Origin of the sequence: Anabaena sp. 90 (assembly GCF_000312705.1) — a bacterium.
Lineage (GTDB): Bacteria > Cyanobacteriota > Cyanobacteriia > Cyanobacteriales > Nostocaceae > Dolichospermum > Dolichospermum lemmermannii.
Genome location: NC_019439.1, coordinates 455998 through 479518, shown reverse-complemented (window position 1 = coordinate 479518; position 23521 = coordinate 455998). Strand labels below are relative to the sequence as shown.

Genomic DNA, 23521 nt, shown 5'->3' with positions numbered 1-23521 from the left:
TTTGTCATCATTCCTCTTACTTTTAACTTCGAGCTTGCGGTATTAGTCCCAATTCCTATTCCCCAATCCCTAAGTTAAATTACTGAGTAACCCAAAAATACGATACCAATTGCACAGAATACTAAACCAGCAAAACGGATGATTTTTGGGAAGATTTGGTTAATTTCATTGATGCCAAAATTTACACCTATTTTTCTGGCACTCATGATAATTACTGTTTGGGTGAAGGCAACACTAATGACAAAGATAATCATAGTTAATGTTTCCGCACCGAGGATGGATGTAGCATCAGAGTAACCTTGAAATATACCAGCAGTAGCACTTAATAAAGCTATTGCTAACCAATGAATAGGAATTGGTGTAACTAACATGATTCCTAATGCAATGGTACAAATAGCGATCGCTATTGCTGGTGCAGGTAAGATCACTGGAGATAAATTAATCAATTGTCCACAGATAGCAGCAATGACAAAGGTGATATTTAGGCAATTACCACGGGTAAATCTAGCGGAAAATAAACCTAATGCTACAATCCCTGCAAAACGGTCTAAACTAATCACTGGATCGGCTATACCCCAAATAAACCCTTCCCAGATGGTGGAAACATTATGTTCAATGGGTGATCCACCGGCTGAAGTCAGTAAACTAATGACGACTAAAAGAGCTATCGCTCCTAAAAGACGCTGCTGTTTAGATGTTAATAAGTTACTGGACTCAGAAGCTACTAACTGTGAATTTTTAAACATCTTTAGATTATGCTGGTTGGTGATTAATACTACTGCTAATTATTACAAAAATTAATCCATTTTGGTTCAATGTAATAGTTCTTCTACTTGGTGTTGATGCCACAAATTTTGATAAAGTCCAGGCTGTTCTACCAGTTCTGAGTGATGACCAGTCTGGACGATTTTCCCCTGTTCCATGACCAAAATTCGGTCAGATGTGGCAGCAGCAGCAAGTTGGTGGGTAATGAAAATTACGGTTTTTCTTTTTGTCCCTGTAGCCAGATTGGTGAGGATTTGTGTAGCAGTTTGATTGTCTACACTGGATAGGGCATCATCCAACAGCAAGATGGGGGCATCAATTAACATTGCTCTTGCTAAAGCTGTGCGTTGTCTTTGTCCACCAGAAAGGGTAATTCCTCGCTCACCCACTAGGGTTTCATACTGTTGGGGGAAATTCTGAATTTCTGCGTCAATTTGCGCCATTTTGGCGGCGTAAACTACGTCTTCTGCGGCGGAGACGGGATCACCATAACGGATATTATTTTTGACGGTGGTACTGAATAAAAAGCTATCTTGTGGTACGTAGGCGATCGCTCCGCGTAAATCACTCACCGCTAGTTTTGTCACATCCAACCCATCTAAAAACAACTGTCCTGGCTGAATATCCAATAATCTGGGGAAAGCATTCGCTAAGGTTGATTTTCCTGAACCAACCGGACCGACAATAGCGACTACTTCCCCAGGAGCAATCCTAAAATTAAGATGTTCTAGAACTGGGGTATTTACGCCGGGGTAGGTGTAACTAAAGTTTACTGCTGTCAGTTCCCCTTTGAGTTTGTTAACCTCCAGATGAATACTATCTGGTGTGTCTTGAATTTTGGGAGTCACACTGAGAATAGTTTCTAAACGGTCAATACTGACTTCACCCCGTTGGTAAGCAGTAATGGTGAATCCTAATAAAGCGGTAGGGAAAATTAATCGCTCTACATAAATTAGCAAAGCCAGAAAGTCACCAATGGCAAGAGTTCCAGAGGATATTCTGGCTGTACCTAACCAAATAATAATCAAAGAACTGAGACTTGCTAACCCACCAATGAGCGGAAATAGGGTGTTGCGCGTTTTAGCTAGTTTGAGGTTAGCGGTTAATAGCTGTTCATTTTTCTGACTAAATGCTTGACGCTCATTGTCTTCTTGGGCGTAAATTTTAATCAGTGCCATACCGCTCATATCTTCCCGTACCAGTTCACTGATTTCTGCAAGTTGTTCTTGGACGGCGGTTTGTTCATTACGCAAGCGATCGCTAAAAAAATGCACCATCATAAACATGAACGGGTACACTGCTAATGATGCCAATGTCAGTTCCACACTCAGAGACAACATCACTGGTAATGTCAGAGTATAGGCAAAAAAAGTATTTGCCAAACTTAATACAGCAAAACCTACCAACCGTCGAATATTATCTACATCACTGGTAGCGCGACTAATTAAATCCCCTGGAGTATTAACTGTAAAATAAGCAGGTTCTAATTGCAGCAGGTGTTGAAAAATCCGCTGTTTGAGGTCAAATTCTACCTGTCTTCCCACACCAAATATCCAAATCCGAGAAGCCATTCGCATCATCCACATAGCGGAACTAAGTAGGGCGATAAGGACTACATAATGGATGATTTGGCGAAAACTAAAACTCTTAGATAGAGTATCTACCCCTGAACGGATTAACAAAGGAATATATACACCCAGCCCATTGACAACTAATAAAGCAATAATACCGAAAACGGTTTCGCGCCAATAGGGGCGTAAATAAGCAGCGATTTTATCAAGTCTGTGTGATTTGGCCATGCCAACAATTATCTAACTTTTTGGTATTGTGTGGGAGGAGTCAGGAGTCAGGAGTCAGGAGGAATAAAGAAGAAAGAAGAAAGAAAGAAGAAGAAAAAAGAAAGAAATTTCTCCCCTGCCTCCTGCCTCCTGCTCCCTGCTTCTTCTACGTCCGGCCACGCAAGAAAACATAAATCTGATTGAGATAACTTTCCCATACTTGGGTAGTAAGTTGCAGTGTTTCTGCATTAGGAACAAAGTCTTCTACCCGTAACCCGCGGGTGCTGATTGCTTGAGGATTTTGGAGGAGATAGGAAGGGATATTCGCAGTCAGACTATTGAAGGCTATAGTTGGAGAATTTATCTCTACCATTGGTGGGATGATATTTTGCTGAATATCTGAGATTGTGAAATTAGGATTTGCTGAACCAAAGGCGACTAGGGCGGATGGGGAAGTTTGGTGATTTATGTTCGTCCCCTCAACTGTAGCAACTGGTGATCTAACGAGGAAGTAAGCGATCGCTGGCGTGCTGGACAAAAGCAAAACCGTCAAAGCCCATCCTAATAAAAAACCGCCCGGTTTATCAATGCCACCGCCTTTGATTTTTTGAGCAGCTAGAAACAACATTAAAACCGAAGCGCCCAAAGGCTTGAGCGGGAAGGAGATAAATCGCCACAATGAAGCCAATGCTGGTTCATTGGGATTGAGAAATGCTAAAGCTAAAACAACAATGACTAACCCTAAAACAAATCTGCCGACAAAAGTTACTGATGGATAGAATCTTTGAAACAAAGAAAAGGCTACAACACCAATTAAGAGCCATAGCAAAACCCGGCTTAACAACTGAAACATAAATTAACTCTCTAATTTTTTAGCGCAGTAAGCCTAAAGACCGCAGGAAGTGGATTAATTTTATCGTCAAGCTGACTTAAAAATACCTCAAACTCACACCCAAAGATTACCGCCGTAGTGATTTTAATGCAATTTTTTGACACCGAGTGTATTATTTGCGATTTTCCCCAAGAGAAATTTTTAGATTATTTGGCTATAAACGAATTTATACACTTTTAAACCCACCCAGATCCCCGACTTCTCCAAGAAGTCGGGGATCTGAACTTTCCTGCACATTTACTTGGTTGAGAATCTCTGTCTATTGACATACAAGCATAATCAACCCTTTGATGGACGGTCTTAATCATAAAAATAACTAATGTATACATATTAGAACTAACAGAGCTGAAAAACTAATAACCCAATTGTACCAGGTTCTAATGTTGAGAATAATTGGTATTTGATGACATCAACTGATGGTGAAACTGGAACAGGAGCAAAATTATCAACCTGTTCCACATCCGTAAAAAGTGGAGATGGAAATAGTATGCCTCTTTTGAAAATTAAAGAATTTGATCCGAATTATCGAGAAAGTTTTGAAGGCAAAGATATCAAAGGTATGGGTGTCTATGCAACCGCAGATGAAAAAATTGGCACAGTCAACGATATTTTAGTAGATGACCAAGGACATTTTCGCTATTTCGTTGTTGATTTAGGTTTGTGGATTTTTGGGAAAAAAGTTTTATTGCCAGTTGGTCGTTCGCGCATTGATCATACCTCTGAACGGATTTATACAGTGGGAATGACCAAACAACAAGCAGAGAATTTACCCGAATTTAACGAACACAAAGAAATTGATTATAACTATGAAGAACAAGTCAGAGGAGTGTATCGTTCCGAAGCATTCTTAGAAAGTTCCGGTTCTGTAGATACAGCCAGTTCTCGACCTGCGGGAGGGACTATGGTAGCCCCTCCCATAGTCCCACCGAGAAAGTCCGGTAACGGCAGTGCTGCCTATGACTATAAAGCAGATCCGGCTCTATATGCTTTGAATGATCAGGATCATCAAACTTTCAAACTATATCAAGAACGATTAATTGCCAACAAAGTCCGCGCCAAAACGGGAGAAGTTATTGTTGGGAAACATACAGAAACAGAAAAAGCGCGGGTTTCAGTTCCCATAGATAAGGAAAGAATTGTTATTGAACGAGTCACTCCTACAACTGCGGGAGAAACGGTGGCTTTAGATAGCGACAGCTTTGGGACGACAGAAGTGAGTCGAATAGAACTTTATGAAGAAACTGCGGACATTCATAAAGAAGCTTTCTTACGAGAAGAAGTCAGAGTTAATAAAGTTGTAGATCACGAAACCATTGAAGCAGAAGAAACTCTGCGTCGAGAGGAATTGGATGTTAACACCCAAGAACATCCGAATGTGGAAAGAAGATAAAACCCAGATTTCGCGTTAGTAAATTTTCCATTAGGAGCAGATTATGAGTATGAAAGATAAAGCTAAGGCAACCGCCAAAAACATTGAAGGTAAGGTTCAAGAAGCCGTAGGCGATTTAACAGGAGATCCAAAAACTCAAGCAGAAGGCAAGGCAAAACAAGCAGAAGCCAAAGTTCGCCACGCGGTTGAAGATGTGAAGGATCAAGCCAGAGAAATTGTCGAATAGATTAACCAGGCAGGGGCAGGGAAATAAGACTTTTGATCTTACAAACTAATTCTTAATTACCTTGTTGCCTGCCACTTTTTCCCTTGTGAAAGGATAAAAAAATGACCTTGATTAATAATAAACGAGCAGTGGGAGTATTTTCTAGTCACGAAGAAGTAGAAGATGCTCTAAATGAACTGCGAGATAACGGATTTGACATGAATCAGGTATCTGTGATTGCTAAACATGATGAAGATCTAAATCAGCGATACCAAATTGGTGAAACACGAGTTCAAGAACCAACAGAAGCCCGTGAAATCGGCCATGAAACCACTCATGAAACCACTCGTGTAGAGGAAGGTGCGAAAACTGGAGTCGAGGCAGGAGGAGCGGTTGGGGGGTTGACAGGGTTACTAATTGGGTTAGGAACTCTAGCAATTCCGGGGATTGGTCCAGTTATGTTAGCAGGAGCAGTAGCTACAGCGATCGCTACAACTCTAGCAGGTGGAGCTATCGGAGCAGCAGTTGGTGGTTTAATTGGTAGTTTAGTAGGTTTAGGAATTCCCGAACATCGGGCGCAAATCTACCATGATTATGTAGTTGATGGGGATTATCTAGTAATTGTAGATGGCACAGAGGCGGAAATCCTGAGAGCAGAAACAATTTTCAAGCACAAGGGAATGCGGGAATGGGAAGTTTACAATAGTCCAACCATTGGCCGTTCTGCTAATCCTGTTGTCTCGCGTGTGTAAAAGGGATTGGAAATATGAGAAAAATTACGCTTTTAGTCCTCAGTAGCATTTTACTTCTGGGAACAGTTGCTTGTGACAATAAAGCCAAAACTAGCAGCAGTGCGCCCGATTCTGCTGAGAAAACTGGTGAAGTTCCCACAGATAAAACCATTTTAGCCAATCAAAAAGACGCAACTAGCCAACTTCGTCGAGATCAACTCAACGCAGATATTCGCGCCCGTGAACAACGCAATAATGTCACTGGAGGGAATGCAACTCGCGCTAATAGTGATCTTGCCAGTGAGGTTCGTTCTAAGTTGGAAGCTAATATTCCGTCTAGTCAATTAACTGTGGCTGCTAAAGATGGAGCAATTGTTGTAGTTGGAAATGTCCAGAATCAAGAACAACTAAATAAAATTAATTCTCTTGCTAAAGAAATCAAGGGTGTAAGAAGCGTCAAAGTTGTAGTCAAAATTGTTCCAGCCGTACCAAGTCCAAAACTATAACCGATGACATTTATTAATTAACAACCTATAAATGAGGAAAATTCCATGAATCTATTTTCACAATTTCGCAAGTTTTTTCTCGTCATTAGTTTAGTTCTATTTCTGGGAATTTTCACAGCTTTTACATCTGAGGTTAGTCTCGCTCAGACTCAAATGGCCACAACTATGAATCGAGTCGAAGCCACAACTAAAAATATTGAAGGTAAAGTTCAAGAAACTTTCGGTAATGTCACAGGAAATAAAAAAGACCAATTCATGGGTAAAGCCAAGCAAGCTGAAAGTAAAGTTCGTAATGCAGTCGAAGATATAAAAGATACAAAGTGGCAACCCAACTCAAGAGCAACCAAAAAGATTGAAGCTAAAACTGAAAAAGCCATAGACAATAGTATTGTCAACCCTAATTATCTACCTAGTGGAAAAACTGATGACATAAAAAGTGAATCTCGTAACCCAGCAAATAAAATGAAAGAAGAGGTTCGCAATACTTTTAAGTAGGGTTTGCTGAAAAAGTTATCTGTGAGGGCTTTTGTAGGTTGGGTTGACGCAAGGAAACCCAACATTTTTGGGATTTGGTGGCTGTAGCTTAACCAGAACTACAATTATTTCTAACATTAATTGATGAATTCACAATTATCCACTTTTTGGAATTTATCTGCTGTTCAGATATTTGTGCAGGTACAATCAACCCCACAAGGTTTAAGCAGTGAAGAAGCTAAACAACGCCTGAGTAAGTCCGGTGCAAATAGCCTCAAGCAAAAACAGCAATCCCATACTCTCACTTTGTTATTAAATCAGTTTAATAGTCCGATTATTCTGATTTTGATTGTAGCAGCAATTCTTTCCATTTTTCTGCAAGATGCTATTGATGCAGTCATTATTCTCGTAATTGTCTTCGCAAGTGGATTTCTGGGTTTTTGGCAAGAACGGGGTGCTGCTGATGCTGTCCAGAAACTCCTAGAACTGGTGGAAATCAAAGCGAGTATCCTCCGAGATGGTAAACCCCAAGATGTCCCAGTAGATGAGGTTATGCCGGGAGATATTGTCTTATTGTCGGCTGGTAATAGTATTCCTGGAGATTGTTTGGTTTTAGAGTCACAAACCCTATCGGTAGATGAAGCTACTTTGACTGGGGAAACTTATCCAGTGGCTAAAGAAACAGCGATTTTACCTGCGGAAACTGGACTAGGACAACGCACAAATAGCCTATTTATGGGGACTCATGTAGTAAGTGGCACTGCTAAGGCTGTGGTGGTGAATACGGGCAAAGCAACGGAATTTGGTAAGGTATCGGAACGATTGAAATTTAGACCACCAGAAACTGAGTTTGAGAATGGAATTCGCAAGTTTGGTTATTTTCTTTTGGAAGTAACTTTAACTTTAGTAATCCTAATTTTTACCGCGAATATTTATCTCCATCGTCCGGTGTTAGATTCTTTTATGTTTTCCTTGGCTTTGGCTGTAGGACTTACTCCCCAATTATTGCCGGCAATTATTAGTATTAATTTAGCTCATTGTGCCAAGTTAATGGTCAAAAAACAGGTGATTGTCAAACGATTACCTGCAATAGAAAATTTTGGCAGTATGAATGTTTTATGTGCCGATAAAACAGGGACTTTAACTGATGGTGTGGTGCGAATTCGTTCGGCTTTGGATGTAGATGGTAAAGAAAGTGAGAGAGTCTTGTTTTATGCCTATTTAAATGCTATTTATGAATCAGGTTATGTTAATCCTATTGATGAAGCAATTCGTAATCATAAATCATTTGATATTTCTAAATATAAAAAGTTGGATGAGATTCCCTATGATTTTAACCGCAAACGTCTGAGTATTTTATTGAGTAAAGATCATGATTGTCTGGTGATTACAAAAGGAGCAATTTCTAATATTTTAGATATCTGTAATACGGTAGAAATGGCAGAAGATAAAATAATTGATATTGAACCAATTCGGCAGCAAATCCAGCAAAAATATGAAGATTTAGGTAGTCAAGGTTTTCGGACTTTGGGCGTTGCCTATCGAACTATAAATACTAATCATATCACTCTTAAAGATGAAATTAATTTTACTTTTTTGGGCTATTTGGCTTTATATGATCCGCCCAAATCTGACATCAAAAATACAATTATTGATCTAGCAAATTTGGGCGTTACTTTGAAAATGATCACCGGTGATAGTCACGCAGTTGCTGCTAGTATTAGTCAGCAGGTAGGACTAATACAAACTAAGCTATTGACAGGATCTCAAATCCAAAAACTCAGTGATGCAGCTTTGATACATCAGGTAAATCAGGTCAACATCTTTGCAGAAATAGAACCAAATCAAAAGGAGCGAATTATTGTAGCTTTGAAAAAAGCTGGTAATGTTGTCGGCTACATGGGGGATGGAATTAATGATGCTTCTGCGCTTTACGCTGCGGATGTGGGTATTTCTGTTGATACGGCTGTAGATGTGGCTAAGGAGGCAGCGGATATTGTCTTGATGCAGAAGGATTTGGATGTGTTATTGGGGGGAATCAAAGCGGGAAGAACCACTTTTGCCAATACCTTAAAATACGTATTTATGGCTACTAGTGGTCTGTCAAGCTAAAAGTTGTGAGTTTGAGGAGTTTGAGGGAAAATAGAAAGGCTATTTACAGTAAACCTCAGCAGATATTCTAATAACTGATTATGTTTAAGACCTATATTGTCCGGTTAAGTCAAGAAGAACGGCAGACCCTACAAGATTTGGTATCCACAGGCAAAGCAGCAGCTTACAAAATTAAGCACGCCAATATTCTGTTAAACATTGATGTCAATGGACAAGGATGGACGGATGAAGAAGCTGCGACCGCCTTCAGTTGCCACCGAAACACAGTTGCAAATCTTAGAGAGCGATTGGTAAAAGAAGGCATAGAGTCAGCATTAAACCGCAAACCCAGTAAAACGCCGCCTCGTCAAACGATTATTGATGGAGAGGTGGAAGCAAAACTAATTGCCTTGCGTTGTGGGGAATCGCCTGCTGGTTATGCTCGTTGGACCCCACATTCCGCACTTCAATTTGTAGTACACATACAAGTATGATAAGCAGCATAGCTGGTTAAACATAAATACGCAATTAAGACAGTAAAAATATAGACCTTAATTTTCATTTGACTACTAAAGAGAAATTCATAAGGCATTGATAATAAATTCAGGAAAAAATGAGAGAATGAGACTGAATTACCAAAAAATGCCTTCATAATATGAATTACCAAAAAGAAGAAATGGAGAGTAAAAACATAGATCACTTAGGAATAATAGCAGGAATAATAGATGAGATAGGAATAGTAGAAAAAATTAATGGGATATTCCCAATAGATAGTAGATAGAAAGTAAATTATTGAGAAGTAGTTAAAGCAATTATTCTCAATGGACTAGGCTTTGTATCAAGACCACTATATTTATTTCCAGAATTCTTTAAAGACAAAGCCGTAGAACATTTAATAGGAGGAGGGATAAAAGCGGAAGATTTAAATGACGATAAAATAGGTAGAGTCATGGATAAACTTTACAAATATGGCTGAACTAAATTATTCTTAATCATTGCCTTAGAAGTAGTAAAGAAATATGGAATAGACACAAAATATTCCCATTTAGACTCAAGCTCATTACATTTACATGGAAAATATGATAATTGCCTCAATAATCCAGAAAAAGAATTAGGAATAAATCGAGAACATCCAATTATGATTACACAAGGATATTCTCGTGACCATCGCCCCGACTTAAAACAATGTATATTAGATTTAATAGTAAGTAGTGATGGAGATATACCATTATTTTTCAGAGGAGCATCAGGAAACGAATCAGATAAAGCAGTATTCGCTCACATCTTAGTAGAATATTCTAAACAAGTAGATTTTGAAAGTATCATGGTGGCTGACAGTGCATTGTATAGCGAAAGTAACTTAAAATTAATGTCGAACATGAAATGGATAACTCGAGTACCATTATCCATTAAAAAAGCGAAAAATTTAGTGAAAGCCTTCATAAATAATGACCTAAAAGCCTCTAAAATAAAGGGTTATAGCTATCTCGAAGAGAAAGTATATTATGGAGGAATAGAGCAAAGATGGTTATTAGTAGAAAGTGCAGAGAGGAAAAAAGCAGACTTAAATAAACTAGACAAAAAAATCCAAGAAGAGTTTTTGAAAGTTAACAAACAAGTAGCGAAATTAGAACAGGAAGAATTTACAGATAAATCTTTGACAGAATTAAAAATCAAAGAAATAACAACCAAATTAAAATATCATCAAATATCAGACTGGGAAATTACTGAAACCAATAAAGGGAAAACAACAGTTTATAGAGTGAAATGTAAATTAAGAGAAAATCAAGAGTTAATTACACAACAGCAAAACTCTTGTGGCAGATTTATTTTAGCCACCAATATTTTGGATACGATTGAGTTAGAGTCAGAAGAAATCCTCAAAATATATAAAGAACAACAATCTACAGAAAGAGGATTTAGATTTATCAAAGACCCGTTATTTTTCGCGGATAGTCTGTTTGTGAAAAATCCCGAAAGAGTAGAGACAATGATGATGTTAATGGCATTATGCCTTTTGGTTTATAATTTAGGACAAAGACAATTAAGAATGTCATTGAAGGCACAAAAAGCCACAGTTAAAAATCAACTGAATAGACCCACAGAATCTCCTACATTAAGATGGATATTTCAATGTTTCCAAGGTATTCATATTTTGATGACACAAGGATTTCAACGAATTCTTAATTTAACGGAGTCGCATTGTCATATCTTACAATTCCTACCTACTACTTGCCAAAAATATTATTTATTATCTTAGTTATTATCTTTATTTTTACAATTTCATCGGTTATCTTTTTGAGAACTGATTCCACACCTTGAATTAAATATTGTTGTTGAAATAGCTTTTAAACACCGATAAAAGCTCTACTTTGTGTATCCATAATTTTGTTTTACATTGATACCTAATTGTTAAAATCATAAATTTTAATTGACCGTCAATGTAGTTTACTTGTGCTACTTTTTGAAGTGCGGAATGTGGGTTCTAAAATCCCCACCAACCCTAAAACCCGACGATAATCAACAGAACGAATTTGAGCAACATCAATAAAACGATCTTTATCTAATCCATTAGTTGCTGTTGCTTTGATATTGACAATATAGGGAGCTTGCTTACTTCCTGGTCGAAATGGCATCACAATTGTTAATAATCCATATTGATTCATAATATCATTTTGAACTATCAAACAAGCACGGATTTTTTGTGCTTCTGCTCCCACCGTTGGATCAAGATTTACCCAGCGAATTTCACCCCGTTTATAAGTTAAATTACCCTCTGGCATTAATACCATCTCCAGCTACATTATCCCAAGCAGAAATCTCATTTTGATATTCTAAATCTTTTGCATCTTCTTGGAGTGCAGCAATTATTTCTGCTTCTAAAATTTTGCGTCTTTGTTCTGCTAATAGTGCATTGATATAGGCACTACGATTACCTTTTGCTTGTTGATCAATAAATCTGAGAATGTCTTCTTCTAAAGTAATTGTGACTTTCATCATTATGTATGACTTATTCATCTTACTAATCAATCATACCACTTTTTTAACAATTTGCAAATACTCTGTATTCTCCGTGTCTGGAGTGGTTCGTAAAAAAAAGGATTCTGGTAAGTTGAAGGAATGCGATAGCGTAAGTGCTGACTTGTCAGTTCGCTGTTTGGGAGGTTGAGGAGATGCGATAGCGAACGCATTGCGTCCCGGAGGGAACTAGCGTGACCTAGGAATCGCTTTTATCTTAAAATGGAATCCATTCCAACTTATCTATCCATTCTTCCCCTTCAGTGAATAAAAACGGGTTGCAGGTCTAAAGGTAGATTCGTTCCCTAATTAGGCTAGACTAGCAGCGCAACTCCTTCAATTCGGGGAAAACAATTACCTATTTACATTCATCCCACAATTAAAATTGAGAAATTCGTGTCAATTTTCTCTACTTGCGTTATCATGGCGATGGCAAGCCTAAAAACCTTGTAGACTGGATATTGCCACCACTTTTCAGCCTAAATAGCGGTTAGTAGTAGTGATTACCGGACAAAACCGAATTCCCAAGCAACTTACTCTTGTTAGTTATGGTATAGTGGAAAAGTTGGAACTAGCTTTGCCAAACCATAATTGCTCTACGCGCAGGTAATAATTGCAACCGGAAAGCTGTTTTGATCAAGAATTTACACACAAAAATCTGAAATACACCGAGTTTATGATTCAGCAAGTAATTCACCCAATGGTGAAATTGCAGCGCAACGTGCAATCACTCGTAGAATCCAATATTATCAAACCCAATGATAGGATTTGGAAAATTGCCTTACTCTATGGCGATGAATGGCAACATTGGAAACAAGAATTGCTAGACTTTGGATTTAGCACTCAAGATCCAATTGGTGATTTATTAGCAGTAGAAAAGTGGGACGACGATTAAACATCTAAATTAGATCGGCTATATCTAACATAGCTTGATGTAAATACGCCTACCTCTACCTATAACAAGGATGGTGCTTAATCCTTGTTTTTATGGTAGGTGTAATTCCGCCGAGATTCTATTATAGATTTAGCACAATATTGATCTGGGATTCAGTATCTTAACATAGCATTTTTATCAAGGTAGGTAAATTATGGTTCAAACCTTACCTAAAACCCAGTTAGTAACCTTTGAAGAGTTTATTAAATGGAAACCAGAAGGCGGATTTTATGAACTGCATGAGAGCATAAATAAACGGAGTAATCTGTAGTTTATGTGAACCAAACCACCCTGAGCGTAGTCGAATGGGTAAACGTTATCTAGGTCATAACACCTTGGGATTCGCTAGTCCCCTGCCATGTTGCTACTTATTAAACAATCCGCAAGGATAGTGTATTTAGCATAACAAGCTCAGATAACAAGGTTGAAGCAAACATTACCCTGAAAAGGTGAAATTTAAATGTCTAATTTTGTTCTAGTTCTTGATACCAACAAAAAACCACTTACTCCAATTCATCCAGGAGATGCACGTTTTTTATTAAATCAACAAAAAGCTGCTGTATTTAGAAGATTTCCATTTACCATAATTTTGAAAGAACCTAAATCTGAAGTTCCAACTCAACCGATTGAATTAAAAATAGATCCAGGGAGTAAAACTACAGGTTTTGCGTTAGTTCAAAATAATAAAGTCATCTGGGGTATGGAATTACAACACAGAGGTTTAGCTATTAAAGAAAGCCTAGAAACTCGAAAAGGAGTAAGGCGAGGAAGACGTTCTAGACATACTCGTTATCGTCAAGCTAGATTTCTTAACCGCACTAAACCTCAAGGTTGGTTAGCACCTTCTTTAAGCCATAGAGTTTTAACTATTAACACTTGGGTCAAAAGATTATGTAATTTTGCCCCAATAACTGACATAGTTCAAGAGCTTGCTAGGTTTGACCTACAGCAGTTAGAAAACCCGGAGATATCAGGCTTTGAGTATCAACAAAGGAGAGTTACAAGGGTATGAAGTCCGTGAATATCTTTTGAATAAATGGAATAGAAAATGTGCATACTGTACTGCTGAAAATGTCCCTTTACAAGTTGAGCATATTAAACCAAAAGCCAAAGGAGGAACTAATAGAATTTCTAATTTGTGTCTAGCTTGTGAAAAATGCAATATCAAAAAAGGTACTCAAGATATTGAGAAGTTTTTAGCAAAAAAGCCTGAGTTGTTGAAGCAAATTTTATCCCAAGCCAAGCGGACACTAAAAGATGCGTCTGCTGTAAATTCAACGAGATGGGCTTTATTTAATAAGTTAAAAGAAACTGGATTACCTATAACAACAGGTTCAGGAGGTTTAACTAAGTTTAATAGAACTCGTTTAGGATTGCCTAAAACTCATTGGATTGATGCTGCTTGTGTAGGAAAAGTTGAAACTCTCAAAATACTGACAACAAAAATTTTAACAGTAAAAAGCACGGGGCATAGTTGCAGAAGATTCTGTAGGATCAATAAATTTGGTTTTCCTTGCACTGAGCCTAAAAAAATATTCACTCATGTTTCTACAGGAGATTTTGTTAAGGCTACTTTGCACAAAGATCGTAAAAACATAACTTCTGGAAAGTATGTAAGTCGTGTTAAAACTCCCACAAAAAACGGATGTGAGATTGTTATCAATGGTTTTAGAGTTGAATTTTCAACAATGAAGGATATTACTAAGGTTCATTGTAGTGACGGATATAGCTACGTTTGACTACGGAAAACTACAATTTTATGAGATTAAATGCAGAGACGGGGAAATTATTGAGATGAATCCGCCATTAGGAAAACACGAAAGCAGAACTGGATTTTTAACTATAGAATTAGCTATAGAGTGCCGCCGCTTAAATCTTCCCTATTTTATTCCCAAACAGGCATTAGTTAAACCGCAAACAAGGCAATCAGCCTATTGTCTAGATGTTTTGTTGATAAATCCCACAAACCTAGTCAATGAAGCCCTGTGGGAAAAAACAGCAACGGTAACTCAAGGTGATTCTGTACCATTAATCATCGAAGTGGTGAGTAGCAATTGGCGAGTTGATGACTATAGAAAATATATTGACACTCTGCGGTCTAAAGACACGCAGATTCTTTAAGACCTGCTTAAAAAGGATAGTCAATTATCCTCCTAGACGCTCAAGGCAACTACCAGTACGACAGGTATTGCAATTGCGCTTACTTTTGATTTTTTTTTGCTGCTTTTGTGAGTCCATCAATTTTTAATGTTAAACGCTCCATGATTTACCATTGCTTGTTTACCCAGGCTACAGCTATGCCGAGACGAGATAAATCAGGGGTTTCTCCTTAATAAAACACTTCTTTGCGCTGATGGTTATTCCTACTTGCTAATTAATTCTATCATGTCACCGCGAATAAATAGAGCCTCCGGCACGCTCCGCGAACGCCGTTGGCACTTCCTCCACGCATCTATTGCCAAGTGGCTTCCGTGCCTTTCGTTCTATTTGGTGATTATGAAGAAATGGGAATTAAAGAATACTGGATTGTTGATTATCAACCTTTTGGTGCTGGTAAATTCGTTGGTGAACCAAAACAACCTACCATATCAGTTTGTTCTCTAATTGGTGATGAGTATGAAATTAACCAATTTAGAGACAATGAGCCAATAATTTCCCGGATTTTTCCTGAATTGAAGTTAACCGCTCACCAGATTTTGCTAACTGCTGACTGATCTTAATGCTTGAGCCAAATCTTTTGCAGTATGATAGCGATCGCGTGGTAAAGGTTCTGTCACACACTCAATTACCTGTCTTAATTGATCAGTGATTGTGGGAATACCTTTAACCTCAAACCGAAAATTCCGTCCCCTTTGCCGATAAAATTTTAAAGGATTTTCCCCGGTTAATAAAAAAATTAACGTCGGACCAATAGCATATAAATCAGATTGGGTAAGAGGTTGTCCCCGTTCCTGTTCAGGAGCGCAAAAGCCTTCAGCACCGATTCTGGTCCCTGGTTTTGTGCCAATTTCCTTAACAGCACCAAAATCCAACACCACAATACTATTATTACCACCACGCACCATTAAATTAGCCGGCTTAATATCCCTGTGAATTAGTGGTGTTTGTTGGTGATGAAGATAATCTAGAATATCACAAGTTTGTACCATCCAAGCGATCGCCTGTTTCGGAGTTACAGGCCCAGTTAAGCGAATTCGTTTGTCTAAATCTTGTCCATGAATTAACTCCATAGCCAAGTATTTTTTACCATCTTCCACAAAAAAGTCATAATATTTGGGAACTCCTGCATGATTAAGATGCTTGAGAATACTAGCTTCTCGCATGAATAACTCTTGAGCCTTGGGAATTTTCACCATATCAGCATTCATCTGTTTGATTACCAGTAATTGTGGTACACCAGTAATTTCACCAACACTATCCCAAGCTAAATAGGTAGTACCCATGCCACCCTTGCCAATAGTGCGTAATACCTGATAATGACGAATAGTCTTTTGTACCAAAATTGGTTGACCACAGTGAACACAAAAGACATTCTGGGGATGATTCCCCTCATGAGTACAACCAGTGCTGGAGTATTCTGGGGTTATCTTCTGACTAATTTCCCCATCTCCTGACGGTGAAGGTTGGATAAGTAGAGAAGATAATTCCTGAATCTGTACCTTGAGTAGAGGACCACCTTGAGCTAATAGCAGTAAAGAATTATCAGGAACGATACATTTAGTCACCAAAGAGCCATTGAGGAAAGTGCCATTAGTCCCGTGACTAATTAATTCCCAATCATCTCCTCCGGCATTAGTAACTAATTTCAGTTCTAAATGATACCGAGAAACTAAATTTTCAGCCAAAATAACGTGATTATCTACCGCCCGACCGATGCGAACGACGGTAGAACCCTCAAAGCACCACTGTTTAAGCGGTGTTTGTGTGCTTTTTTCTAATAGGGTCAGAGTAATCACAATACAACCTAAAATTTAAGATCAAAAAACTAATTTTATAAGCAACTTTGCTGAGATGGGCGGACTTTCACCCGTACCAGTATAGCTGTAATATTATCATGACCGTTATGTTCATTGCCCAATTCAATTAAATTTTGAATACCCGTTTCTAAGTTACTAGCAGAACTTAATAAGGGTTGAAGATGAGTTTGCCAATGAGTTTCTAGACAGTCATTATCTGATAAACCATCTGATACCAATACCAGAAGCATATCTTCATTGATCTCAAAGAACGTCACATCAGGATGGAGAGAATCTTCATTGCGTGGACCCAGAGCTTGGGTAAGTTGGTAAGCATCTGCACGTCCATAAGCGACACTCGGTTCTATCCCCCTAGCAATTTCTCGTTGACCAACTTCATGATCTACAGTTATTTGTTCTAGTCCTTGCTTGCGGGTCAGGCAATAAACACGACTATCTCCCACATGAGCAATTGCGGCCTGATTATCCTGAAGTAACAGCATGACCAAAGTAGTACCCATGCGACCAATACCGGAACGGGCTTCTTTTTGATTAAGCTCATAAATAGCTTGATTAGCTAAATAAACCGCATGACGGATACATTCCCTCCGAGGTAATTCTGTATTTACCCAGGTTTCTTGGAAGTATTTACGGATAGTCTTCACCGCTAATTCACTGGCTACTTCACCTCCAGCATGACCACCCATACCATCACAAAGAATATATAAACCCTGTGCTGTAATCGTGCTATTTCTTGGTAATTCTACCTTGTGAACCTGACTATCAACACAAAAATAGTCTTCATTGTGATTGCGTTGACGACCAACATCAGTAGATGCTGCATATTCCAAGCTACTTAGCTGCATGGATAGCACCACAGTTGGGGCATCATCAGTCTTGGTTTCCGTTTCATCACCTAGTTGCAAAATAGTTGAAGAAGCATTGAGTTTTTCCTGAGTAAATATTTCTGCTGTTTTTTCTAACTCCGATAGCGTTCGCGGAGCGTTCTGGAGGGAACTAGCTCTGCTACAAGCAGTTCGCAATTGTGTCAGAGTTTGAATATTCCCAGATTCTATATCCTCTAATATCTCTACCACACAGCCAAATTGAGTGCATTGGGATTCTCTAAACAAAGTTTGCCACATCTGGCCCAAACTTTTAATAGTTAAGAGCTTCTCATTATCAGGATATAACTTTTGTAATACCAAAGCTTGGTCTTCATCTAACCGCAAATTTGATAACTCCAACAAACTTTGGCGACAATTCACAGCTTCGAGTAACTCCCAAAGTTGAGTCATCTGATCAAACCAATGTAAGATTTCCACCGGGCTGGTTGTGTCTTTTTGCCAAACATCAAGCAACATAGGATAATTGGATCTATCTGCCAACAAGACTATTTGCAGATCATCTTGCTGCCAAGCATCATGAATTTTGGGTATTCCTGGGTGGATCTTCATCTGCAATTCTAGATAAGCTGGCGCTAGATCCGGAATTGTCATTGTATCGATCTTAGTTTCATGCTCAAGCATGGCCCCAATCAGTGATATTTCGTAAGGTTGGCAATCTAGAACCTTGACTTCTCTATAATCCCCAATCACTTGTGGAGATTCTAATAAGCGATAACGCTGCTGAGAATCTAAATAAGAATCTAAAACAAATTTGGAAAACGGACTATAATCACCACTCTCGTCCGCTATATTTTCTAAATTTTGGGTTAATTCCGCAGTTTTTGCCATAACAGAAACTACCTGATCTACTGCGTGAGTAATGAGCGCGTACCAAACTGTGCTAGATTCTGCACCACATTTATAACAATACTGTGCATCTAAAGCTATATCGGCACTGCATTCAGAGCAGATTTTATGAGCTAAGGATGTACCACAGCTTTGACAAAACTTATTACTATCAGGGTTTTCAAATTTACACTGGGGGCAAATCAGCATAGTGGGAGTTCCTTGATTTTCCTGCTAAGGTGCTTTCAGTCTCTCTAGCCACGAACATTCCAACGGGACAGAATTAAATGACTAAAATTATGTAACTTGAGAATTAAGTGGTATTGTTAACACTCTTTTGTATACTGGTATTACAGTCCCTTAATCTATCTTTCCGGTGAATGATTTAATCTTGTGACTTCTAAGGAAGTGAGTTCTCGCCATTGTCCTGGTGATAAATCATCTAATTGAATATTACCAATACTTATTCTGATTAACCGCAAGGTCGGAAAACCCACAGCAGCCGTCATGCGACGGACTTGGCGGTTTTTACCTTCAGTTAGGGTCATTTCTAGCCAAGCAGTGGGAATACTTTTGCGAAATCTAATCGGTGGAATGCGTTGGACTACGGATGGTTCTTCTAACAATAACCTAACTTGAGCAGGACGAGTCCGGTAATCTTGAATTTCTACCCCACTTTGTAGCTGATTAATTGCATCAAGATCAGGAATGCGTTCCACCTGCGCCCAATAGGTACGTTGATGACCAAAACGCGGATGTGCCAGACGATGCTGTAACTGTCCATCATTTGTTAACAACAGCAACCCTTCACTATCCCAATCTAAACGCCCTACAGGATAAACATCGGGAACATCTATATACTCTTTCAGAGTGATATGTTTGGGACTTTCTTGGGTAAATTGGCTCAAAACCCCATAGGGCTTGTGAAAAATAATATACCGATTGTTCATAAGATATAGGAGTCAGGAGTCAGGAGTCAGGAGTCAGGAGGCAGGAGTTAGGAGGAACAAAGAAGAATAGTTTTCACCACTTACCACTTACCAATTACCAATTACCTGTTCCCTGTTCCCTGTTCCCTGCTCCCTGTTCCCTCTCTCAACAAATGAATTTAATTTTGTCAGACTACTCAATTATGACAATTAGCAAAATCAGCCGCAGATCCTTTTTATTCCTTGGTGGTGCAACCTTAGCACAAGGATTAACCTTAACATTACCTAGTTATGCCCAAACTGTACAGGTAAACAAAAGTCAAATTAATGGTATTCCTTTTTATCAAACCATAGTTGACCTCACAGATCCAAAAACCTTTATCACCATGGGTTTAGCCAAAAACGCCGCTTTTGCGAATACCATTCAAAAAACCAGTGGTGATGAAGAATTTAGTAAATTAGTGGCGCGTTATAAGGCTGCCGTAGTTGCTAACGGCACATTTTTTGCCAAAAATCCCCAAAAAACGGTTATGGGTAACATGGTAGCCGGGGGAAAATTTGTGAAATACAGTCGTTGGGAAAACTTTGGGACTACTTTGGGATTAGGAGTCGGTAATAAACCAGAAATGGTGACAGCCAGAATAGACGGTAAACCAGAATGGAATAAACATTGGTTTTCCCTAACTTGTGGACCAAGATTATTGCGACAAGGGGAAATCCGGTTAAACCCCAGGATTGAAGGTTTTAAAGATCCTGCTGTTTTAGGTAATAGCGCCCGAACAGCAATTGGTTTTACTCAGGACGGCACAAAACTGATTTTAGCCAATTTTGAAATTAACCTCACTTTACAACAAGAGGCGGAGGCAATGAAAGCGATTGGTTGTTATCAAGCTATGAATTTAGATGGTGGAGCATCTAGAGCCTTAGCCAACAAGACTAATATTATAGTTCCTGCCGGTAGACCTTTGACTAATGTAATTGTCATTTATGATGTCACCAATCCTGCCCCAACGGACTTGCAACAGGCATGGCTGAAGTTTCAACAAGGGGAACGTCCTGCTTCGTAAATAATTGACAATTACCAAGCCCCTTATTACGGAGTAAGGGGTATCATTTTTAATTTTTAATTCTTAATTTTTAATTCCCGACAGGGTTTGACGGCAAATACGACTATAAAGTTACGGTTCACCCCAATTCCTCAAAGTATTAATTACCATACATTAGTCAATGTGAAAGCACATAAATCCATGAACCCACTAGACATAATTTATAAAATTCACCGTTCCCCTAACGGTTCGGTAAACCACCCTTCATGGAATACCACTGAGTTTATGTCAGTAACCCAGCCCTAAAGGGACTGAGCTTGCAAAAGTAATCAAGCAAGCTGTACTGACCAGTCTAAGTCTTCACTGACTACGTTTTTTGAGTCACGACACCGGGCGAATGCGTAGCTAGTTCCCTGCTCTGTCGCTTGTGATTAAACAGTTTCAAGGTCACTGAAACAGTGTTGCAAGCCTAACAAGCTCTTAAAACATTGACGTTCGCGCAAGCGTGCCGGAGGCATTCAGCTAACATTACCCCAGAAATGGGAGGCTCTTCGGAGCAATACATTATGCGTACAGAGTTGGGAAATTTGAATCGGTTTGTTATTGACATTTAGTTAATGCAATTTTATATTCTCTCTGAGTTCATTTAGTAATTTTATACGGAGCAAACACCCAAAATGGCAAAGGTAGTTGGAATTGATTTAGGTACGACAAACTCCTGCGTGGCAGTAATGGAAGGTGGTAAACCCACCGTTATCGCTAATGCAGAAGGTTTTCGGACAACACCCTCAGTAGTTGCGTTTGCCAAAAATGGCGACAATTTAGTTGGTCAAATCGCTAAACGCCAAGCGGTAATGAACCCCGAAAATACTTTTTATTCTGTAAAACGCTTTATCGGTCGTCGTTTTGAAGAGATTACCAATGAAGCTACAGAAGTTTCTTATAAAGTTCTCAGTAGCGGCGGTAACGTTAAAGTAGATTCTCCCGGTGCTGGTAAACAATTTGCACCTGAAGAAATTTCTGCGAAGGTTCTTCGCAAATTAGTGGAAGATGCTAGTAAATACCTGGGTGAAACCGTTACCCAAGCTGTAATTACCGTTCCTGCTTACTTCAACGACTCCCAACGTCAAGCCACAAAAGACGCGGGAAAAATCGCTGGTATTGACGTTCTCCGCATTATCAACGAACCTACCGCTGCTTCCTTAGCTTATGGTTTTGATAAAAAGAGCAATGAAACTATCCTCGTATTTGACTTGGGTGGTGGTACTTTCGACGTATCTGTTCTGGAAGTAGGTGATGGTGTATTTGAAGTATTATCAACATCTGGGGATACTCACCTGGGTGGTGACGACTTTGATAAAAAAATCGTTGATTTCTTAGCGGAAAAGTTCAAAAAAGACGAAGGGATTGACCTGCGTAAAGACAAACAAGCTTTACAACGTCTGACTGAAGCCGCTGAAAAAGCCAAAATTGAACTTTCTAGCGTTAGCCAGGCAGAAATTAACCTGCCATTTATTACCGCTACCCAAGAGGGTCCCAAGCATTTAGATACAACTTTAACTCGCGCTAAGTTTGAAGAACTTTGTTCTGATTTAATTGACCGTTGCCGCATTCCTGTGGAAGATGCGCTCAAAGGTGCGAAGTTAAATAAGACCAATATTGACGAAGTTGTTCTCGTTGGTGGTTCTACCCGGATTCCCGCTGTTCAAGATGTGGTTAAACGGGTGTTAGGTAAAGAACCTAACCAAACTGTTAACCCTGATGAAGTGGTAGCTGTTGGTGCTGCTATTCAAGCGGGTGTTTTGGCTGGTGATGTTACAGGTATCTTGTTGTTAGACGTAACACCATTATCCTTGGGTGTAGAAACCTTGGGTGGGGTAATGACTAAGATTATTCCTCGCAACACTACAATTCCTACCAAAAAATCAGAAGTGTTCTCTACTGCGGTGGACGGACAAGGTAATGTGGAAATTCACGTTCTCCAAGGTGAGAGAGAATTTGCCAATGATAATAAGAGTTTAGGAACTTTCCGTTTGGATGGTATTCCTCCTGCTCCCCGTGGTGTTCCCCAAATTGAAGTGACTTTTGATATTGACGCTAACGGTATTCTCAACGTTGCGGCTAAGGATAAGGGAACTGGTAAGGAACAATCTATTAGTATCACTGGTGCTTCTACTCTGGATAAGAATGATGTAGAACGCATGGTCAGAGAAGCTGAACAAAACGCTTCTTCTGATAAGGAACGCCGTGAAAAAATTGAACGCAAAAACCAAGCTGATTCTTTAGCTTATCAAGCTGAAAAGCAGTTGGAAGAGTTGGGTGATAAAGTCCCCGCTGCTGATAAGACTAAGGTTGAAGGTTTGGTCAAGGAAGTAAAAGAAGCAGTTGCGAAAGAAGATGATGCTCAAATCCAGAAGTTAATGCCAGAACTGCAACAAGCTCTGTTTGCTATTGGTAGCAATATCTATCAACAAGCTGGTGATGCTGCTGGCGCTGCTGGTGCTGAACCTCATGCTGGTGGTTCTACTCCTCCTTCTGGCAGTGGTGATGATGTCATTGATGCTGATTTCACTGAAAGCAAGTAGTTTCACAAAGGGCGGGGAATTCCTGCCCTTATTTGATTAATACCCACCTAGCCCAATGACTGGATGGGTATTTCTTATGGTAGTTAAATTATTTATGGCGAGACAGTTCTTCCTTATCAATTTCATGATAACAAATTTAAAAGCAAATGTCAACCCTCTTGATCTCCATTTTTAGGGATTTTTCCACTCTTCTAAACTCAATTTAGCTTGATGAATTACAATAGCGTTTTCCCTCCCCTACTCCCCCTGCCCCTCTTCTCCCCCTGCTTGCCTTTACCCGTCATTTTTAGATTGACAGACTACTAGTGGTCCGGCTCGAAAAAATACAACTCGGTTTTTTGACATTAGTATGCGGAAAATAGTTGTCAAATACTTGGCAAATAAAAAATCATCTGCTATATTAAACTCATACCCAAAAACCTAATCCCCTAATCCCCTGTCCCTACGGGGATGTAGAGACGTTCATCGGAGCGTCTCTACTCTTTTGT

The 23521-nt window shown here is 39.2% G+C and carries 20 protein-coding genes and 2 pseudogenes; 14 read left to right on the top strand and 8 right to left on the bottom strand.

The genetic code is table 11. From position 1 onward, the window contains the following. Window positions 1–74: 74 nt before the first annotated feature. The 3 genes from ANA_RS21000 to ANA_RS20990 form a co-directional block, all read right to left on the bottom strand. Window positions 75–746, bottom strand: a complete 672-nt coding sequence (locus tag ANA_RS21000) for a HupE/UreJ family protein (protein ID WP_015083426.1) — start codon at window positions 744–746, stop codon at window positions 75–77. Window positions 747–812: 66 nt separating this feature from the next. After that, window positions 813–2564: an ABC transporter ATP-binding protein gene (locus tag ANA_RS20995; protein ID WP_015083425.1), complete on the bottom strand. Its 1752-nt coding sequence runs from the start codon at window positions 2562–2564 to the stop codon at window positions 813–815. 145 nt (window positions 2565–2709) lie between these two features. Beyond that, window positions 2710–3396, bottom strand: coding sequence for a hypothetical protein (locus ANA_RS20990; RefSeq protein ID WP_015083424.1), 687 nt, complete (start codon window positions 3394–3396; stop codon window positions 2710–2712). A gap of 526 nt (window positions 3397–3922) precedes the next feature. Between ANA_RS20990 and ANA_RS20985 the strand changes: the two genes are divergently transcribed. The 8 genes and pseudogenes from ANA_RS20985 (at window position 3923) to ANA_RS20950 (ending at window position 11092) form a co-directional block, all read left to right on the top strand. Beyond that, window positions 3923–4825, top strand: a complete 903-nt coding sequence (locus ANA_RS20985; protein WP_015083423.1) for a DUF2382 domain-containing protein — start codon at window positions 3923–3925, stop codon at window positions 4823–4825. A gap of 43 nt (window positions 4826–4868) precedes the next feature. Then, window positions 4869–5051: a CsbD family protein gene (locus tag ANA_RS20980; protein ID WP_015083422.1), complete on the top strand. Its 183-nt coding sequence runs from the start codon at window positions 4869–4871 to the stop codon at window positions 5049–5051. A 101-nt stretch (window positions 5052–5152) separates the two neighbouring features. Further along, complete coding sequence (locus ANA_RS20975; protein WP_015083421.1) at window positions 5153–5782, top strand: general stress protein; 630 nt, start codon at window positions 5153–5155, stop codon at window positions 5780–5782. A gap of 14 nt (window positions 5783–5796) precedes the next feature. Further along, window positions 5797–6267 carry a BON domain-containing protein gene (locus ANA_RS20970; protein ID WP_015083420.1) on the top strand — a complete coding sequence of 157 codons (471 nt, stop codon included), beginning with the start codon at window positions 5797–5799 and terminating at the stop codon, window positions 6265–6267. Window positions 6268–6312: 45 nt separating this feature from the next. Further along, on the top strand, window positions 6313–6762 hold the full coding sequence (locus ANA_RS28620) for a CsbD family protein (RefSeq protein WP_015083419.1): 450 nt from the start codon (window positions 6313–6315) through the stop codon (window positions 6760–6762). A 123-nt stretch (window positions 6763–6885) separates the two neighbouring features. Then, window positions 6886–8853 (top strand): cation-translocating P-type ATPase, encoded by a 1968-nt coding sequence (locus ANA_RS20960; RefSeq protein ID WP_015083418.1) that lies wholly within the window; start codon window positions 6886–6888, stop codon window positions 8851–8853. Between the two features lie 80 nt (window positions 8854–8933). After that, a complete protein-coding gene (locus tag ANA_RS20955; RefSeq protein WP_051155202.1) occupies window positions 8934–9326 on the top strand; it encodes a helix-turn-helix domain-containing protein in 393 nt (130 codons plus the stop codon). Window positions 9327–9487: 161 nt separating this feature from the next. Continuing rightward, window positions 9488–11092 (top strand): annotated as a pseudogene (locus ANA_RS20950) (IS1634 family transposase). A gap of 178 nt (window positions 11093–11270) precedes the next feature. Here the strand turns inward: ANA_RS20950 and ANA_RS20945 are convergent. Continuing rightward, a complete protein-coding gene (locus ANA_RS20945) occupies window positions 11271–11615 on the bottom strand; it encodes a type II toxin-antitoxin system PemK/MazF family toxin (RefSeq protein ID WP_041458587.1) in 345 nt (114 codons plus the stop codon). Beyond that, window positions 11602–11832 carry a type II toxin-antitoxin system MazE family antitoxin gene (locus ANA_RS20940; protein ID WP_015083417.1) on the bottom strand — a complete coding sequence of 77 codons (231 nt, stop codon included), beginning with the start codon at window positions 11830–11832 and terminating at the stop codon, window positions 11602–11604. Before ANA_RS20940 ends, ANA_RS20945 begins: the two co-directional genes overlap by 14 nt. A 694-nt stretch (window positions 11833–12526) precedes the next feature. On the opposite strand from ANA_RS20940, the gene ANA_RS20935 reads away from it, so the two are divergent. The 4 genes and pseudogenes from ANA_RS20935 (at window position 12527) to ANA_RS20920 (ending at window position 15498) form a co-directional block, all read left to right on the top strand. Continuing rightward, complete coding sequence (locus tag ANA_RS20935; protein ID WP_015083416.1) at window positions 12527–12745, top strand: DUF4327 family protein; 219 nt, start codon at window positions 12527–12529, stop codon at window positions 12743–12745. Between the two features lie 499 nt (window positions 12746–13244). After that, window positions 13245–14523, top strand: a pseudogene (gene iscB / locus ANA_RS20930) (RNA-guided endonuclease IscB). Then, on the top strand, window positions 14501–14905 hold the full coding sequence (locus tag ANA_RS20925) for a Uma2 family endonuclease (protein WP_323294673.1): 405 nt from the start codon (window positions 14501–14503) through the stop codon (window positions 14903–14905). The pseudogene iscB and the gene ANA_RS20925 overlap by 23 nt, the downstream one beginning before the upstream one ends. Before the next feature lie 311 nt (window positions 14906–15216). After that, window positions 15217–15498, top strand: coding sequence for a Uma2 family endonuclease (locus tag ANA_RS20920; protein ID WP_371260418.1), 282 nt, complete (start codon window positions 15217–15219; stop codon window positions 15496–15498). Here ANA_RS20920 and ANA_RS20915 read toward each other — a convergent pair. The 3 genes from ANA_RS20915 to ANA_RS20905 all read right to left on the bottom strand — a co-directional run bounded on the left by ANA_RS20915 (window position 15484) and on the right by ANA_RS20905 (window position 19423). Continuing rightward, window positions 15484–16740, bottom strand: coding sequence for a protein kinase domain-containing protein (locus ANA_RS20915; protein WP_015083415.1), 1257 nt, complete (start codon window positions 16738–16740; stop codon window positions 15484–15486). The two genes, ANA_RS20920 and ANA_RS20915, sit on opposite strands and share 15 nt — an antisense overlap. Window positions 16741–16775: 35 nt before the next feature. Beyond that, window positions 16776–18683 (bottom strand): serine/threonine phosphatase, encoded by a 1908-nt coding sequence (locus tag ANA_RS20910; RefSeq protein ID WP_015083414.1) that lies wholly within the window; start codon window positions 18681–18683, stop codon window positions 16776–16778. 155 nt (window positions 18684–18838) lie between these two features. Further along, window positions 18839–19423, bottom strand: a complete 585-nt coding sequence (locus ANA_RS20905; RefSeq protein WP_015083413.1) for an rRNA large subunit pseudouridine synthase E — start codon at window positions 19421–19423, stop codon at window positions 18839–18841. Window positions 19424–19605: 182 nt separating this feature from the next. On the opposite strand from ANA_RS20905, the gene ANA_RS20900 reads away from it, so the two are divergent. Both ANA_RS20900 and dnaK read left to right on the top strand, forming a co-directional pair. Next, window positions 19606–20469, top strand: a complete 864-nt coding sequence (locus tag ANA_RS20900; protein WP_015083412.1) for a phosphodiester glycosidase family protein — start codon at window positions 19606–19608, stop codon at window positions 20467–20469. Window positions 20470–21125: 656 nt separating this feature from the next. Continuing rightward, on the top strand, window positions 21126–23033 hold the full coding sequence (dnaK, locus tag ANA_RS20895; protein WP_015083411.1) for a molecular chaperone DnaK: 1908 nt from the start codon (window positions 21126–21128) through the stop codon (window positions 23031–23033). The last annotated feature ends 488 nt before the right edge of the window (window positions 23034–23521 follow it).

Excerpts from the sequence above, each read along its gene's own strand:
- ANA_RS21000 (WP_015083426.1), bottom strand. The coding sequence starts at position 746 with ATGTTTAAAAATTCACAGTTAGTAGCTTCTGAGTCCAGTAACTTATTA.
- ANA_RS20995 (WP_015083425.1), bottom strand. The coding sequence starts at position 2,564 with ATGGCCAAATCACACAGACTTGATAAAATCGCTGCTTATTTACGCCCC.
- ANA_RS20990 (WP_015083424.1), bottom strand. The coding sequence starts at position 3,396 with ATGTTTCAGTTGTTAAGCCGGGTTTTGCTATGGCTCTTAATTGGTGTT.
- ANA_RS20985 (WP_015083423.1), top strand. The coding sequence starts at position 3,923 with ATGCCTCTTTTGAAAATTAAAGAATTTGATCCGAATTATCGAGAAAGT.
- ANA_RS20980 (WP_015083422.1), top strand. The coding sequence starts at position 4,869 with ATGAGTATGAAAGATAAAGCTAAGGCAACCGCCAAAAACATTGAAGGT.
- ANA_RS20975 (WP_015083421.1), top strand. The coding sequence starts at position 5,153 with ATGACCTTGATTAATAATAAACGAGCAGTGGGAGTATTTTCTAGTCAC.
- ANA_RS20970 (WP_015083420.1), top strand. The coding sequence starts at position 5,797 with ATGAGAAAAATTACGCTTTTAGTCCTCAGTAGCATTTTACTTCTGGGA.
- ANA_RS28620 (WP_015083419.1), top strand. The coding sequence starts at position 6,313 with ATGAATCTATTTTCACAATTTCGCAAGTTTTTTCTCGTCATTAGTTTA.
- ANA_RS20960 (WP_015083418.1), top strand. The coding sequence starts at position 6,886 with ATGAATTCACAATTATCCACTTTTTGGAATTTATCTGCTGTTCAGATA.
- ANA_RS20955 (WP_051155202.1), top strand. The coding sequence starts at position 8,934 with ATGTTTAAGACCTATATTGTCCGGTTAAGTCAAGAAGAACGGCAGACC.
- ANA_RS20945 (WP_041458587.1), bottom strand. The coding sequence starts at position 11,615 with ATGCCAGAGGGTAATTTAACTTATAAACGGGGTGAAATTCGCTGGGTA.
- ANA_RS20940 (WP_015083417.1), bottom strand. The coding sequence starts at position 11,832 with ATGATGAAAGTCACAATTACTTTAGAAGAAGACATTCTCAGATTTATT.
- ANA_RS20935 (WP_015083416.1), top strand. The coding sequence starts at position 12,527 with ATGATTCAGCAAGTAATTCACCCAATGGTGAAATTGCAGCGCAACGTG.
- ANA_RS20910 (WP_015083414.1), bottom strand. The coding sequence starts at position 18,683 with ATGCTGATTTGCCCCCAGTGTAAATTTGAAAACCCTGATAGTAATAAG.
- ANA_RS20905 (WP_015083413.1), bottom strand. The coding sequence starts at position 19,423 with ATGAACAATCGGTATATTATTTTTCACAAGCCCTATGGGGTTTTGAGC.
- ANA_RS20900 (WP_015083412.1), top strand. The coding sequence starts at position 19,606 with ATGACAATTAGCAAAATCAGCCGCAGATCCTTTTTATTCCTTGGTGGT.
- dnaK (WP_015083411.1), top strand. The coding sequence starts at position 21,126 with ATGGCAAAGGTAGTTGGAATTGATTTAGGTACGACAAACTCCTGCGTG.